Origin of the sequence: Ralstonia pickettii, from assembly GCF_030582395.1 — a bacterium.
In the GTDB taxonomy this organism is placed as follows: Bacteria; Pseudomonadota; Gammaproteobacteria; order Burkholderiales; family Burkholderiaceae; genus Ralstonia; species Ralstonia pickettii_D.
The window spans coordinates 183,241-198,638 of sequence record NZ_CP104383.1 but is presented as its reverse complement, the minus strand read 5'-3'; the positions used below and the strand labels follow the sequence as shown (position 1 = coordinate 198,638).

The following is a 15,398-nucleotide window of genomic DNA, read 5'->3' as shown; positions in this document are numbered from 1 at the left end:
GTACATGCTCCAACTGGACTTCGACGAGCAACAGCGTTCGCGCCGCGCCGGCGAGCCACCGAAGTTCCAGCTTTTGACCAGTGAGATGATCATCGCGATTGATGCAATGCAGTCTCTCAATGGGCTGGCCAAACCGTTTGCTGCATGGGCCGATTTTCGAGACGTGTTTGAGCGTGGCGTTCGCTACGACATCCCCGATGTTGCACCGGTGCCCGCCACTGCGATACCCGAGGCCAAGTTCCTCTTCGTCGGGGTCTCCTCGTTTTCAGTGCAATAAGTGACGGTACGAAAAGCTAGCACTGGCGCGGAGGTGGTGTTGGTAGATCGTTGATTTCATTGACTTTCCTGTTCACTTTCAAATCTGCGATTCGTGGCGTCAAACCGTGGTCGGTTTCATCCATTGGTGCCAGTTATCGATGCATTTGGCCGCGAAGGCAGGATTTGGTCAGCATAGCGGTCAACCGGGAAGCGAAACACACCCCGCAAGTTGATGCTCTCCAGCCTGGTGGGCGCAATCTTCCCGATCAGTTCCGGTGGAATGACCTGGCGGCGGTTCGACCAGCGATCCAGGACCGCCTGCATCTGTGAGGTATTCCACGCCATCACGATGTTGGCCATCAGGCTCAACGCATCGGCCACAGCCTGCATTTCATCGACACGTTTGGCCTGCGCCGGGCTGATCCGGCCGGTATAAATGGCGCGCTTGAGGGCGTTAACAGCCTCGCCCCGATTGAGCACCCGGCGCAACTCGTTCCTGAAAGCGTCCTTGACAAAGTAGTCAGCCAAAAACGCCGTACGCAGCAACCGCCCCAATTGCACGCCAGCCTCATAGATTGGATCGCCCTGGGCGGCAGAACCGAACCGCGCAAGAGCTGCCACCGCACTGGCATGTCCGCTCATGACCGAGGCTGCCAGGTGCACCAGACTATCCCAATGCTTTTCGATCAAAGCGACGTCGACATTGGCTTCGCACACCGCAGCGATTTCTGCGGGCACTTTGGTGCCGCGTGGCACAAAGAGGTGGCGCTGTTTGAGTTCCTTCAACCGCGGGCAAAGATCAAAACCAAGCAAACGGGCATGTGACATGGCAAAGTCGGTGTAGCCATGGGTATCCACAGCAAGCTGGCTGGTCTCCAGCTTTTCTTGGCGGATGACACCTTCAATGGCCACGCCCGCCTGGCGCTCATTGAGCACAAAGGGCTGCGCATGGAAGATGCCCCACCGGTCTTTTACATGGGAGTAGATTCCAATGGAAGGTGTGTTGCGCCGAGGATCAAGCCGGGCTTGCCACACCCGTTTGGTGGTCTCCATGCTCATCATGTCAGAAGATGCCAAATCGGACCGCCCCCAGGTGGCGGCAATCGGGTGTCGCTGCATGAATTCCAGCACAGCCTGGCAGGCCTGGCTCAGACGCCGTTCGTCCCGCGCCCAGCGCATGGCCTGGCGAATGCTGGTGGCAGACAATTGCGGAATCATGCGCGCGCATTCGACCGCAGTCAGACTGGTGCCGTGGGCCATGATGCCGGCATAGACCATCAGCAGCTCGTCGGTAGAGCGCGGCTCACGTCCGAGCATGATCCAGCTAAAGCGCACCTGGGCGTCAACGGCCAGAATCACTTCCGGCAATTGAACCTCACCGATGCGGTGATCCAAAGCCGCGCGCAGCTTGGTCACTTCTGGGTCTTCGTCCTCTGCGGGCAATGGCGACAAATGGAGTTCATCATCCACGCGCAGTACGCCACTGCGGGCTGCAGCGGCCACCGCATCGACACCGGCAGTTACTCTGGCCAGCAAAGGCTTCAAGAAAGTGGCAGCCTTGCTGGGTAACGATAGACGGGCATAGTGTTTCTTGGACTCTGCCTGCCAACGCTCGTCCGTGAAGAACAAGCGCGCACGACCCCGAAAGCTCAGGCTGTGCTCAATCCAGACCGAGCCATTGCGCACCGCGCGGCGCAGGGCAAACAGGGTGGCCACCTCCAACGCCTGAAACGCCCGTTCCCGGTCTGGGCTGGAGATCGAAACCTGCCAGATCATTCCCAGACTTGGTGCCACCACTTCAACTGGCAGCTTTCTGGATCCTTTGAGATATAAAGCTTGCAGCTTGGCAAGGTACTCGATGGCAGGATGCTCGCCGGTGGCCTGCCAGGGCAGCTTTGCAATGGCGACGAGCAACGACCGCACGGGGCGAATTCCATCAATCAATCCCTCGCGGACCAGGGAGGCCCTGCTCGGTGGTTTGCGTTTCTGGGTTTCGGTGATCAAGGCTTCAAGACGGGCACGCAACTCAGCATCTGGCACCGCACCTTGCGCGCTCAAGGCAACAAGTTCGCCGAGCAGCGTTTTGTACATTGCGGCCCAATTGACGGTAGCGGGGACATCGGCGGCAGCCTGACGCCACAGATCGGCGATCCGGCGCTGCACCATAAGGATCAACTGGTCTGTGGTGGTGAACAGGCAATACCGAAGAAAGCATGCGACCTCCACGGTGCGCGCTGGCTCTTTGATCTTGGCTCCGGCTGAGGGCGGCCTGGAGACAAGTCGGCGCGCGTAGCGGCGCAAGATGAGATCGGGGATGTCTGCCAGGTGCTTATGAACGTCCAGCGTGTAAAGCAGGTCGATGCGCTCCAGTACCTCGCTGATTTGGCGGGTTGAGTGTTTCGCCGGTGCAGCCCATAGCCAACTCTGCTGGGTTTGTCCATCTGGGCGCAGCTCTGAAACTGAGGCTCGCCAGCGATCAAGTGTTGCTGGATCAACGCTGGCGGCGATGGCGGTGCCTGTTTCAACTTCAAGCTGGGCAAGTGCCGCCGCAATCAGTGTCCGAATTGCCCGCTCGTGCACGATCACCAGCTTGTTCTTGTACAGCCATTGACGCGCCCGCACGAGTAGCTGATCGCGGTCGGCGCAGCGCGCCACTTCGTCGCGCAGTTCACGTACCAGTGAGCGGCGCTGGTGCTCGCTCATCCACTGGAATCCAAGGACCGTGCAGGCTACTTGTTGGTGATCGAATAGCGTGCGCCCGCGTTCATACATGGCTCTCAGCGAGGCGACTTCTGGTGCTGCAATGCCAAGCTCGTTGCCAAGGTGGCGCCACAAGGCTACTGGAATTACCCGAAAGGCACCGAGCAAACGCCCACTCATGCGCAGGAAACCAATATGGAGCGCCAGACCAAGCTTGTGGGAATCACCTCGGCGTGCATTGATTGCGTCGCGCTCGGCACCATCGAAGGTGAAAAATGCCTTCATCTCGAAGTCGCTGATATCGCGGGGGAGCCCACGCATCCCCAAAAACGTTGTGTGCCAACCCTGCATCGTGAACCTCAAAAGTGGGAGGCCACCATACCCGTTTACAAAGCGAACAGGAAAGTCAATGAAATCAACGGTCTACCCAGACCACCCCCGCGCCAGTGCTAGCTTTGCGTACCGTCACTTATTGCACTGAAAACGAGGAGACCCCAAGACATGCTGGGCTACAAACACAGCGGCTTCTCGGTGGATGCCGGGGTGTGCATTGAATCCCACGACCGTCCAGGCCTTGAGCGGCTCTTGCGCTATTGCGCCCGCCCACCCTTTGCGATGGACAGGCTGCGCAAAGAGGGAAGCAAACTGGTGTACCGCTGCGGCAAGCAGCGCAGCGAACCCACCAGCGACAAGCGCGGTGCCAAGGTTGATGAGCTGCACCTCACACCGCTGGAGCTGATCGACCGCATCGCCGCGCTGGTTCCCCCGCCACGCACCCACCGGCACCGCTACTTTGGTGTGCTGGCACCAAACTCGCCGCTGAGAGCGGCGGTAACGGCGCTGGCTCAGCCTGCTGCGTCGCAACCAGCCACGGTGGAGACTGCACAACCTGGCGCGGGCGTACCTGGGGTGGCGGTGCCGGGCAACGCGGCCACACCCACACCCGAACCTGAAGCACGCCCGAAGCGAGCGGCGCATTACTTGTGGGCGGTGCTGATTGCCCGCATCTACGAGGCATTTCCGCTGCTGTGCCCCATGTGCGGTGGGCAGATGCGCATCATTGCCTTCATCACCCACAGCGCCGAAATCCGCCACATCCTGAACCACATCGGGGTGGAGTCTGCCCCCCCGCACATCACCCCGGCACGCGGGCCACCGCTGTGGGAGGGCTGCGACGCGCCGGTGGATGATGGTGCGCAAGGCGAGCCGGATTGGGATCTGGCAGCTCAACCCGACGAGGTAGACCAGCGCGTCAATTGGTGACCCAGTGAAGCGGCGGTATCCATCGCTGCGGGGAAGCAGCTGCGCGCGCGCCAGGCCCAAATGCATACTGCCTCCCAAGCTCTTGCCATTGAGCGGCAAGCGAGCGCTCAACCTTCCTTGGCCGAACGTGTTTCGAGGCCCAAAACTCGTGCCATACTTGGCCTCATGCGGTTGAATTTCCTATCCGTAAAATCATTGTCCGGTTTTTTTTGTGGTTGAGAGTAGGGGTGAAGCATGCGATTCGATGAGTACCGGCAGCATGATGCCGTAGCGTTGGCGGAGCTGGTGGCGAGAAAAGAGACGACGCCTGAAGAGTTGCTGATGTGTGCCCTGGCGCGGGCGGAGGCGATAAATCCTGATCTCAATGCCATCGTGATCCCGATGCATGACATTGCCCGTGCCAGGGTGAATGACAAGCTGTCCGGTCCGCTGGCAGGCGTGCCGTTCCTGATCAAGGATATTGCCCAGGATTATGCCGGTGTGCCGGCCACATCGGGCAGCCGGGCCTTGCGCAATCATGTGCCATCGACGCATGCCGAGTATGTGGTGCGGGCACTGGCGGCAGGGCTGGTGATCTTTGGCAAGACCAATACGCCTGAGTTTGCCCTCAAGGGAACGACGGAGCCGGAATACTGGGGTGTCACGCGAAACCCCTGGAACCGCCTGCATACCACTGGCGGTTCTTCGGGTGGTGCTGCCGCTGCAGTGGCAGCCGGCATTGTGCCGATGGCGGGGGCCAGTGATGGCGGTGGCTCCATCCGTATTCCGGCGTCATGTTGTGGGCTGTTCGGTTTGCGCCCGTCCCGTGGTCGTGTGCCGGCAGGGCCTCGTTTTGCCGAGTTCTGGCATGGCGCCTCCAGTGAGCATGTCATTACGCGCAGCGTGCGTGACAGTGCGGTAATGCTGGATGCCTTGCATGGTGCTGATGTCGGTGCTCCTTTCCAGATTCGTCCGCCGGTACGGCCATACCGGGACGAGGTGGGGCGTGACCCCGGTCGCTTGCGTATAGGCTATTCCACCCGCTCTCCGCTGGGACTGGGGGTTGATCCGGCGTGCGTGAGTGCGGTGGAGTCCAGCGTGGCCTTGCTGCGCAGTCTGGGGCATGAGGTCGAGGAGGCAGAGCCGGCCATTGACGGTCAGGCGCTGGCCGAGTGCTTTCTGACGATGTACATGGGGCAGACGGCGGCCAACATGGCCGAAGCGCAACGGCTGACGGGGGCCGGTGAAGGCGAGTTCGAGCTGGATACGCGGGCGCTGGCGCTGCTGGGGCGTGCACTCTCGGCCGGGGAGTACACACGGTCCCTGTTCCGGTGGAACGATTTTGCCCGTGCCCTTGGCGCTTTTCACCGCACCTATGACCTTTATCTGACCCCGACCGTTGCGACACCACCAGCCCGTATTGGCGAGCAGGACACGCCAGCCTGGCAACAGGCCGCACTGAAGCCGCTGCTGACGCTGGGGCTGGGCAAGTTGCTGCTGCACAGTGGCCAGGTCGAGAAGATGGCCAGTGAGAGCCTGCGGCGCGTGCCCTTTACCCAGCTGTCCAACCTGACCGGAACCCCTTCGATGTCGGTGCCCTTGCACTGGACGGCGGACGGACTGCCGGTGGGTGTGCAGTTTGTGGCGTCATTTGGTGATGAGTCCACGCTGTTCAGGCTGGCGGCGCAACTGGAGCAGGCCCGGCCATGGTTTGATCGCGTGCCTGCCTGACCGGGCCACTTGTATGTAGCGGGCGCCGGGATTAGTCTTGTACTGTCCTTAAGGCCAGTACTGCGTCATGCCACCGAGTGAATCTCATCCTGTTCGCCGCATCGCCCATCTCGACATGGATGCCTTCTATGCCTCGGTGGAGCTGTTGCGCTATCCGCAGCTGAAGGGCTTGCCGGTGGTTATCGGGGGGAGCCGGCGCAGCGAGGACGAGGTGCTGGTGAGGGCAGCCGAGGCAGGCACCCGTGACCGCATTCCCCTGGAGGAGTTTCCGCGTATCAGGGATTACGTGGGGCGCGGGGTCATTACTACCGCCACCTATGCGGCACGGCAGTTCGGGGTTGGCTCTGCCATGGGCATCATGAAGGCCGCCAGGCTGTGCCCCGATGCCATCATGCTTCCGGTTGATTTTGACGAGTACCGCACGTACTCCCGCCTGTTCAAGGAGCAGATTCTGAGGCAGGATTTGGTCAGCATAGCGGTCAACCGGGAAGCGAAACACACCCCGCAAGTTGATGCTCTCCAGCCTGGTGGGCGCAATCTTCCCGATCAGTTCCGGTTGGGCGTCAACGGCCAGAATCACTTCCGGCAATTGAACCTCACCGATGCGGTGATCCAAAGCCGCGCGCAGCTTGGTCACTTCTGGGTCTTCGTCCTCTGCGGGCAATGGCGACAAATGGAGTTCATCATCCACGCGCAGTACGCCACTGCGGGCTGCAGCGGCCACCGCATCGACACCGGCAGTTACTCTGGCCAGCAAAGGCTTCAAGAAAGTGGCAGCCTTGCTGGGTAACGATAGACGGGCATAGTGTTTCTTGGACTCTGCCTGCCAACGCTCGTCCGTGAAGAACAAGCGCGCACGACCCCGAAAGCTCAGGCTGTGCTCAATCCAGACCGAGCCATTGCGCACCGCGCGGCGCAGGGCAAACAGGGTGGCCACCTCCAACGCCTGAAACGCCCGTTCCCGGTCTGGGCTGGAGATCGAAACCTGCCAGATCATTCCCAGACTTGGTGCCACCACTTCAACTGGCAGCTTTCTGGATCCTTTGAGATATAAAGCTTGCAGCTTGGCAAGGTACTCGATGGCAGGATGCTCGCCGGTGGCCTGCCAGGGCAGCTTTGCAATGGCGACGAGCAACGACCGCACGGGGCGAATTCCATCAATCAATCCCTCGCGGACCAGGGAGGCCCTGCTCGGTGGTTTGCGTTTCTGGGTTTCGGTGATCAAGGCTTCAAGACGGGCACGCAACTCAGCATCTGGCACCGCACCTTGCGCGCTCAAGGCAACAAGTTCGCCGAGCAGCGTTTTGTACATTGCGGCCCAATTGACGGTAGCGGGGACATCGGCGGCAGCCTGACGCCACAGATCGGCGATCCGGCGCTGCACCATAAGGATCAACTGGTCTGTGGTGGTGAACAGGCAATACCGAAGAAAGCATGCGACCTCCACGGTGCGCGCTGGCTCTTTGATCTTGGCTCCGGCTGAGGGCGGCCTGGAGACAAGTCGGCGCGCGTAGCGGCGCAAGATGAGATCGGGGATGTCTGCCAGGTGCTTATGAACGTCCAGCGTGTAAAGCAGGTCGATGCGCTCCAGTACCTCGCTGATTTGGCGGGTTGAGTGTTTCGCCGGTGCAGCCCATAGCCAACTCTGCTGGGTTTGTCCATCTGGGCGCAGCTCTGAAACTGAGGCTCGCCAGCGATCAAGTGTTGCTGGATCAACGCTGGCGGCGATGGCGGTGCCTGTTTCAACTTCAAGCTGGGCAAGTGCCGCCGCAATCAGTGTCCGAATTGCCCGCTCGTGCACGATCACCAGCTTGTTCTTGTACAGCCATTGACGCGCCCGCACGAGTAGCTGATCGCGGTCGGCGCAGCGCGCCACTTCGTCGCGCAGTTCACGTACCAGTGAGCGGCGCTGGTGCTCGCTCATCCACTGGAATCCAAGGACCGTGCAGGCTACTTGTTGGTGATCGAATAGCGTGCGCCCGCGTTCATACATGGCTCTCAGCGAGGCGACTTCTGGTGCTGCAATGCCAAGCTCGTTGCCAAGGTGGCGCCACAAGGCTACTGGAATTACCCGAAAGGCACCGAGCAAACGCCCACTCATGCGCAGGAAACCAATATGGAGCGCCAGACCAAGCTTGTGGGAATCACCTCGGCGTGCATTGATTGCGTCGCGCTCGGCACCATCGAAGGTGAAAAATGCCTTCATCTCGAAGTCGCTGATATCGCGGGGGAGCCCACGCATCCCCAAAAACGTTGTGTGCCAACCCTGCATCGTGAACCTCAAAAGTGGGAGGCCACCATACCCGTTTACAAAGCGAACAGGAAAGTCAATGAAATCAACGGTCTACCCAGACCACCCCCGCGCCAGTGCTAGCTTTGCGTACCGTCACTTATTGCACTGAAAACGAGGAGACCCCTCGTCGGCGACGACTGGGATGCTTCGGCTAACAGGAGCGAATGGTCAGGTTTGCGAGACCCGTATGTCGCAGCGCTCACAGAGGGAGCCGCATGTGAGCCACAGCTCGTGATCGACGCAAAGGGGCGGCATATCCTTGACGCTGTCACAGCGTCGCAATTTGGTGTTGACGCAGAAAGCGCAGCTCTCATCGAGGATTTCGAACTGGACCGTTTGTTGCAGATGCACGATGCAGGTGTGGCGCCAGGCCAAGTGATTGCTGGTTACCGCTGGTACCGGCAGTACGGCTGCCTGCAACTCTCACACTCGCAGCGCGCAGAGCACGATGAAATTGCTCGCCGAACCGCGTTCAAGGATCGGCGGGGATGGACTCTTGAGTACGACATACAGACCGTGCTTTCATCGTCGGTGGCGTATGGCGTGCTGCCGGTTGCTGCGAAAGAGGCGTGGCGACATGCCGGCAAGGCCCAACAAGAGCTTGAACTTGCTGCTGCTTGAACGGAATAGCCTCAGTTGCGAAAGAGCCCCGAACTTCGGGGCTCTTTTTTTTCGAGCCTACATTGCGCGTAGCTTGCGAGACCAACTGGTTTGACCGCTGGAAGCGGAGCCAGAAGCTTCAAGACTGGGTCAAGAGCATCTAAGAGCCGTCAGCGCTCCATCAGCCTTCTGACATCCAGTAGAACTCACCGCCATCGTCATCTTCATCCGGTGCGCGTGTCCTCGGCTCTCCATGCTGTTCGACCGAAGCAAGAGCTCCATTCCCGTACATTCGTCGGCCGACTTTGGGATACTCCACGATAGCGATCACCGGTACCGCGAGCGATTCTTCCTGATTGAATGCGTAGACTTCCCCTTCAACATCAAATCTCAGACTATCCGGAACGTCATTCTCGGCGGAATGACAGCGGCAAGCAGTTGCCCTTTGGCCGTCTGGAAAACCAGCCAATCGCTTCATGTCATGTAGCCGAGAATCGAACGTGTCTTCGAAGGTGAGTTCTGCGGCACGGTGCATGCCACTTATCGTCGTCAGCCAAAACGGAGAAATACCGCTTGGACGAAGCGCCATTGTGGCCTCTCGCCACAGCGCTTGAGACACAGGAAGTCCGAGGTCTGTCGCTCGGGCAAGCCCCGCATCTTCGTCGAACAGGACATAGAGCGGCCGCGTTTGATTCAGGGTCGCGAGATCTGCAGCGCGCAAAGACGCGTAGGTTCGATGGCCAACACAGGCAGCGAGAAGCTGATGCACTTGGCCGAGCTTGATTTTGGGTACGTGCTTGACGAGGAGCGCGTGCGCGACGCCGCTCCAGCGGGAGAACTGGTCCATGGTTGTCTCTCAGAGCACAGCGAACGTTGAGCGTTTAGCGTCCGCCGCCTTGACAATCATGCGACGCGGAAAGAAGAGGTGAATGCGTACCAGTTTAAGCCGCTCAAAACTTGGGCTGGGAGCCCAGGCGGCGATGCGCGCCCACGACGATTCTGCCATCGGGTCGTACCAAACGCAAACGGTGGGCACGCGATCAACGCGCGAACCGGAATCAACCGCTACACGCGGATGCGTTTGGGTATTGTGGCCGCCTACCGGGGCGTGCAGATCAGATGATCAACGCAGGTTTGGCTAGCTGCCGTCGACTCCGATCGGCGACTGACGCGTTACTGCCGCGCAGAAGCACCTCAACGGGGAATTCGGTGAGCGTTTTGACAGCCGCCCGCACAGCTTCAACCGTGCACTTGCCCCTGGATGTCGCATCATCCGGCACGACATCACGCTTGAGCACAGTGTGGACCGCCCGCAGCGCTGGCACTCGCGCAGTGGAGTCGCTTTCGGGGCGAAGGCTGATGCCGGCCGTGGCGTGACAGACCAGACCCGACCCGAGCGCGGTGGAGTCGTACTCGACGACGATCACCAGATCGGCGGCGTCTAGCACCTGGCCGAGGTCATTGGGGATCAGATCAGCGACGGTATCGGCGGTGTTTGCAATCGAGTTGTCGCCGTAGGACGCAACAGTAATGCCACTGGAGGCGCCGGCGGCGAGCATGAGAATAAGAGCGGCTGCAAATCGCTTCATGGGCATCCTGGTTACAAGGGTGGGGGCACGGAGCGCCTTCGTTCCGTTGCCTGTCTGACCTATTCTGACAAGAGCAATCGGTTGTCAATGCGCCGTGCTTTAGCCCCAAAGCCGCCTCGTGTCAGCACGCTTTCGCAGCTTGGCCATGTCCAACTTCCGTCTGTTTATTGCGCTCGATCCCACGCCCGAGACGGTTGCGGTCTTGCGGCGCGCGCAGGTCTGTCTGCGGGACGTTCACTGGAGTGGGGCGCGTTGGCTACCCCCGGAACAATGGCACGCAACGCTACGCTTCTTGGGGGCAACGCCTGAGGATCAGGTGCAGCACTGGAAGCGCACGCTGCAGCAGTTCGACGTGCTCGCCCGGGATGCAGCGCCACTGCCGATCGACGGCGTTGCAATCTGGCCAGCGCCAGCGCACCCCCGTGTGATCGTGGTCACCGCGAAGTACGCCATATGGGCGCAGGATATGGCGACGCGCTTGGAGGCCCGCGCGCGCGCGGCCGGCTATCGCGCGGAAACTCGAGCATTTCACCCGCATGTCACGCTCGCGAGAGTTGGCGTACATGGGGTAATCGTACTTCTCGTGCAAAATCTGGCGGTTTCCCGGCAAAGCCTTTTTTCATAAGGCTTTCCAGGTGATTCCGACTATTGTCTGCTGCCTTCCGGCGTCTTCGGGAGTACGATGTCCGCCCCGCGATTTCGGATCGCGTCACCTGAACGGGGGCGGAAGATGTCGGACTTGCAATTTCGCTATGTGGGAAAGGACTGCTTACCGGCCCGCTTATCCGAGTTCGATATCGATCATTACTTTGCCTTGACCGGCAGCGATATCGCCGCGATTAACAACAAGTTCCGACGGGACGGGCGAGCCGGCGCCGCCATTCAGCTGGTTTTCCTGCGTGCTAGCGGCCGCACCCTCGACCAGCTCAATACCCTACCCCGGCAGTTGCTGCGCTACGTCGGCGACAAGCTCGGCTTGCCAACCCCGACCATTGCGTCACTACGCACAATCTACCAACGCTACAAGACGCTTTACGAGCATCAGGTCTGGGCTTGCGATTACCTCGGCCTGAGGCGGCTGGATGAAGACCAGTGGACGGGCCTCGAAGCCTGGATGCGGCAGGACGCCACCGAATCGCTGTCGCTGGACGAGCTGGTCCAGCACGCCAACTACTGGCTGTACGAACGGCGGATTCTGATCCCTTCCACGCGCGCGTTGCAGGACTTGGCGCGTTCCATTTGGGCGAGCATCGAGCGTGACCTGCTGGCCACGATTGAAGCGGTCGTGCCCATGGAGCAGGTTGCGCGGGCTGAGGCCGCTGTATTTGCCCAGCATGCGGCCTCCAGTTCGACCGTGCTGGAATGGCTCAAGACGCCGCCCGCACGCCACAGCCCGTCCACCATGAGCGAGACGCTGGACAAAATCCGCTTTCTCAAAGGACTGGGCGCGCATACCTGGGCGTTGGATGGCATCCCGATCGAGAAACAACGCGCCTATGGCCAGCGCGTCCAGGCCCGCCGTCCTGCCAAGATCCGCGAACTGAAAACGTCCACGCGCACCATCGAACTGTTGTTCTTCCTGCGTGTGACCCTGCTGGAGTTGACGGACGCGATGGCCTACCAGGCCGGACGCCGCGTCTCCGATCTCATCAGGCAGGCCTACAACAAGACCACTACGAAGCAAGCGCGCTCGGCGCTCCAATACCGGCAGCAACTGGTCGAGATCAAGGGGCTGGTTGACGACGACAGTCGCTCGGCCGAAGCGCGCCTGGCAGACATCGGCCAGCTGCTCGAAGGCCTGTCTGCCAAGCCCACCGCAAGCCATGCCGCGAGCGTGCGCGAAACACTCACAGAAGATCACCACCGCATCCGCAACCTGCTGGCGCCCCTGCGGGAATTGGAGCTGGCCGGAAACGGCAACGAGCCGGTCATGCGGCAGCTTGAGGTCATCGGCAAGCTGTACGAACATGGTGCGACGGAACTGCCGCCCGATTGCAATGTGCCGGTGAGCGCAAGCTGGCGTGATTTGGTCGATGGCGAAGATCGTAAGCGCGCGCTGCGCGCGATGGAAGCCTGCGCGATCACGGGCTTGCGCAAAGCTCTGCGCCGCGGCACGGTCTGGATCAGCCACAGCCTGTCGTTCCGGGAGCGCGATCAGTTGCTGATCCCGCCGACACAGTGGGAATCGGAGCGGGACCGGTATCTGTCCTCGATCGGTTTGCCGAACCAGGCTGACACCTACCTCAACCGCCTCACGGATCATCTGAAGGCAGGTCTTGCGGCGCTGGACGAGGCCCGCGAGGCGGGTCACTTCACGATGGATGCGAACGGTGTGTTGCATCTGTCGCCGCTGGACGCGGCCCCAACCGACGGTGTACCCACGCGTACACGTGATCTGCTCTTCAAGGACATTGGCAGCGCGCAGTTTGCCGACATGATCCTGGAGATGGATGCCCGTACGAATTTCAGCGAGGTGCTGCTCGCACGCAAGGCGCGCGATGCGCACGAGTTGATCTCGCTCTACGCTGCATTGATCGCCCACGGTACCGAACTGGATGCCAAGGGTGTGGCGGCCATGATCCCGCAATTGGACACGGCGCACGTCTCTACTGCGATGCGCGCGTTGGAGATGCCGGGGCGGCTGCGCCGCGCGAATGAGCGCGTGGTGGAGTTCCAACGCACGCACGCGATCACCGAGCTGTGGGGAACCGGTCAGCAGGCGTCGAGCGACTCGATGAGCCTGGATACCTCACCCCACTTGTTTTACGCACGCGCCGATCCGCGCCGGCGCACCCATGCGGTTGGCATCTACACCCACGTGCTGGACCAGCACGGTATCGCGTACAACCAGCCCATGGTGCTCAACGAGCGGCAGACCGGCGTAGCGATCGAAGGCGTGCTGCGCCACAACGAGACCCGTACCGGCGGCGGGCTCCTCCGGCTCGCGGTCGATACGCACGGCTATACGAACGTGGGGATGGCGGTGGCCAAATTGCTCGGCTTTGACCTGTGCCCATGGCTTCGCAACCTGTCCGAGCGCAAGCTGTACGTGCCGCGTGGGCTGCTAGTGAGCGACGGCTTGTCGGCCGCAGCGTCTCACGAGATCTCGCTCAAGACTATTCGTGAGGGCTGGGATGGGTTGCTGCGCTTGGTGGCGTCAATCTATTCGGGACGCGTGAGTGCGATTGTCGCGCTGCAGCGCTTCGGCAGCGCCGCCCAAGGCGACCCCATCCACAAAGCTGCGGATCACCTGGGCAAACTGCTGCGCACGCTGTTCCTGTGCGACTTCTTCAGCAATGCGGAGTTTCGCCGCGAGTTGCGCACCCTGCTCAATCGGGGTGAGTCGGTCCACCAGCTTCAGCGGGCCATCTATTCCAGCAAGGTGGCACATGACCGCGGGCGCCGTCAGGACGAAATGATCGCGATTTCCGGATCGCTGACCCTACTGACGAACCTGGTGATTGCCTGGAACACGCAGCGTATGCAGGCCACGGTCGATGCGTGGCGCCGCAAGGGGCTGCGCGTCGAAGACGACTGGCTGCGCCGCATGGGCCCGGCCCACTTCGCGCATGTGAATTTCCGGGGCATCCTGAGTTTCCCGATCCACCAGTACCAGGACACCCTGCTGGAGGCAGCGCCTCGCCGGCGTGCGGGATAATGGCAATTCGCAAGTCCCAGGCTGATTAGCTCCAGTGGGTATCGGTCACCGGATCGTGCAGCGTCACCTCGACAAAGCAGTTGCACAGGTCCGCCTGGTCGTGCATCTCCGCAATCAGTTCCGCGATGGCCTGTTCCAGTTCGGGGCCAGCGGCAAACGGCATCACGATCTCGTATTCGGTGCGGGGGCCCTCCAGCGGCCGCATTTGGTACTGGGCCAAGCAGCACTGCTCAATCCAGCGACGCGCCTTGGACTTGCCGCGCACGAACTTGCTGTTGCGCTCGATATAGAGGCGCACGATCAAGCGCGTCTGAGCCACGGGCTTGGGCACAGCCATGGGGCGCTGCTCCGTCGATGCGGGTGGGATGGCCCGCGGTGGCATAGGTGCTGCAGGCGGCGCCAGCGCCGATTCGATACGGTGTTGTGCGAATGGGTCTGCCGCGTCAATGTAGCGCATGGCGGAGCGGACATCCTTCCAGCCGACGTACTCCATCAGCATCTTGAGATCCCACTGGTTCGCGTTGGCCCAGGAGGCAAAGCCGCGCCGCAGCGAGTGACTGCTATAGCGAGCCGCCTCGGGCAGGCCGGCTTCCTGGAACAACGTTCGCAACAAGGGCACGACGCTGGCGGCCTGCAGCCCGGCGTCGGCGATCTTCCCCCAGCGATCGATGCGCCGAAAAACCGGACCCCGCGTCAAGCCGGATGCGGCCAGCCATGCCTCGTAGGCCGCCACCGGGCACAGACGCGACAAGGCCGGTGCCCGGTGCGTCGTACCAACGTGGTCTGTCTTGGTGCGCGGCAGGAAGATGGTCATGCCGCGCCCAGGTTCGACGGTGATGTGCTCGATCTGCAGCCGGCTCAGTTCGTCCGATCGGAAACCCCGCCAGAAGCCGATCAGCACCAGCGCCTTGTTACGGGTGTGGACCTGGAGTTGACGGCCCGCATTTGCCACCGTAGCTGTGGCGATCTGGGCATCGAGCCACGCGACCAATCGCTCCAGTTGCATGAGTTGCAGCGGTTTGGCGCGCCGCTCCTGGGCAGGGTGCAGTGCCTGGATGCCCTTGAGCACCTTCCGCACGTGTGGCGCCCGGGTCGGGTCGGGGAAACCCTGTGAAACGTGCCACTGCCCGATCGCAGCAAGGCGCTGACGCAGCGTGTTGATGGCAAGCGTCTGCGCGTGGTCGGCCAGGTAGCGCGCAATGCTGTCGGCGCTCGCCGGCAGGAAGCCTCCCCACTCGACCTCGAAATGCCGAATGGCCGATTGGTAGCTGCGCCGCGTGTTATCGCGGGTCGCGGCTTCGAGATAGCGGTCAATATCCGGCATCGC

General features: G+C 61.3%; 9 protein-coding genes and 3 pseudogenes. 7 read left to right on the top strand and 5 right to left on the bottom strand.

Annotated elements, in window-relative coordinates; translation table 11 throughout:
- Window positions 1-4 precede the first annotated feature (4 nt).
- Window positions 5-277 carry a hypothetical protein gene (locus N5B55_RS24620; RefSeq protein WP_304541932.1) on the top strand — a complete coding sequence of 91 codons (273 nt, stop codon included), beginning with the start codon at window positions 5-7 and terminating at the stop codon, window positions 275-277.
- 116 nt (window positions 278-393) lie between these two features.
- Here the strand turns inward: N5B55_RS24620 and N5B55_RS24615 are convergent, their stop codons facing one another.
- Window positions 394-3,309 carry a Tn3-like element IS1071 family transposase gene (locus tag N5B55_RS24615; RefSeq protein WP_003049965.1) on the bottom strand — a complete coding sequence of 972 codons (2,916 nt, stop codon included), beginning with the start codon at window positions 3,307-3,309 and terminating at the stop codon, window positions 394-396.
- 144 nt (window positions 3,310-3,453) lie between these two features.
- Here N5B55_RS24615 and N5B55_RS24610 point away from each other — a divergent pair.
- The 3 genes and pseudogenes from N5B55_RS24610 to N5B55_RS24600 all read left to right on the top strand — a co-directional run.
- Window positions 3,454-4,221: pseudogene (locus N5B55_RS24610) on the top strand (transposase); the annotation flags it as partial.
- Window positions 4,222-4,455: 234 nt separating this feature from the next.
- Entirely contained in the window at window positions 4,456-5,931 is a 1,476-nt protein-coding gene (locus N5B55_RS24605; protein ID WP_304541928.1) for an amidase, read from the top strand.
- A 67-nt stretch (window positions 5,932-5,998) separates the two neighbouring features.
- Window positions 5,999-6,385, top strand: a pseudogene (locus N5B55_RS24600) (Y-family DNA polymerase); the annotation flags it as partial.
- A gap of 102 nt (window positions 6,386-6,487) precedes the next feature.
- Here N5B55_RS24600 and N5B55_RS24595 read toward each other — a convergent pair.
- Window positions 6,488-8,203 (bottom strand): annotated as a pseudogene (locus tag N5B55_RS24595) (Tn3-like element IS1071 family transposase); the annotation flags it as partial.
- Window positions 8,204-8,455: 252 nt separating this feature from the next.
- On the opposite strand from N5B55_RS24595, the gene N5B55_RS24590 reads away from it, so the two are divergent.
- Window positions 8,456-8,845, top strand: coding sequence for a hypothetical protein (locus N5B55_RS24590; protein WP_304541926.1), 390 nt, complete (start codon window positions 8,456-8,458; stop codon window positions 8,843-8,845).
- 160 nt (window positions 8,846-9,005) lie between these two features.
- On the opposite strand, the gene N5B55_RS24585 is transcribed toward N5B55_RS24590, so the two are convergent.
- Together N5B55_RS24585 and N5B55_RS24580 are read right to left on the bottom strand one after the other, a co-directional pair.
- Window positions 9,006-9,671, bottom strand: a complete 666-nt coding sequence (locus N5B55_RS24585) for a hypothetical protein (RefSeq protein WP_012435760.1) — start codon at window positions 9,669-9,671, stop codon at window positions 9,006-9,008.
- 268 nt (window positions 9,672-9,939) lie between these two features.
- On the bottom strand, window positions 9,940-10,413 hold the full coding sequence (locus N5B55_RS24580) for a hypothetical protein (protein WP_012435761.1): 474 nt from the start codon (window positions 10,411-10,413) through the stop codon (window positions 9,940-9,942).
- Between the two features lie 145 nt (window positions 10,414-10,558).
- On the opposite strand from N5B55_RS24580, the gene thpR reads away from it, so the two are divergent.
- Together thpR and N5B55_RS24570 are read left to right on the top strand one after the other, a co-directional pair.
- Window positions 10,559-11,038: an RNA 2',3'-cyclic phosphodiesterase gene (thpR, locus tag N5B55_RS24575; RefSeq protein ID WP_304541921.1), complete on the top strand. Its 480-nt coding sequence runs from the start codon at window positions 10,559-10,561 to the stop codon at window positions 11,036-11,038.
- Between the two features lie 105 nt (window positions 11,039-11,143).
- Window positions 11,144-14,071: a Tn3 family transposase gene (locus tag N5B55_RS24570; RefSeq protein ID WP_024542513.1), complete on the top strand. Its 2,928-nt coding sequence runs from the start codon at window positions 11,144-11,146 to the stop codon at window positions 14,069-14,071.
- 25 nt (window positions 14,072-14,096) lie between these two features.
- Here N5B55_RS24570 and N5B55_RS24565 read toward each other — a convergent pair whose 3' ends face one another.
- Window positions 14,097-15,395: a site-specific integrase gene (locus N5B55_RS24565; protein WP_024542514.1), complete on the bottom strand. Its 1,299-nt coding sequence runs from the start codon at window positions 15,393-15,395 to the stop codon at window positions 14,097-14,099.
- Window positions 15,396-15,398: the final 3 nt, after the last annotated feature.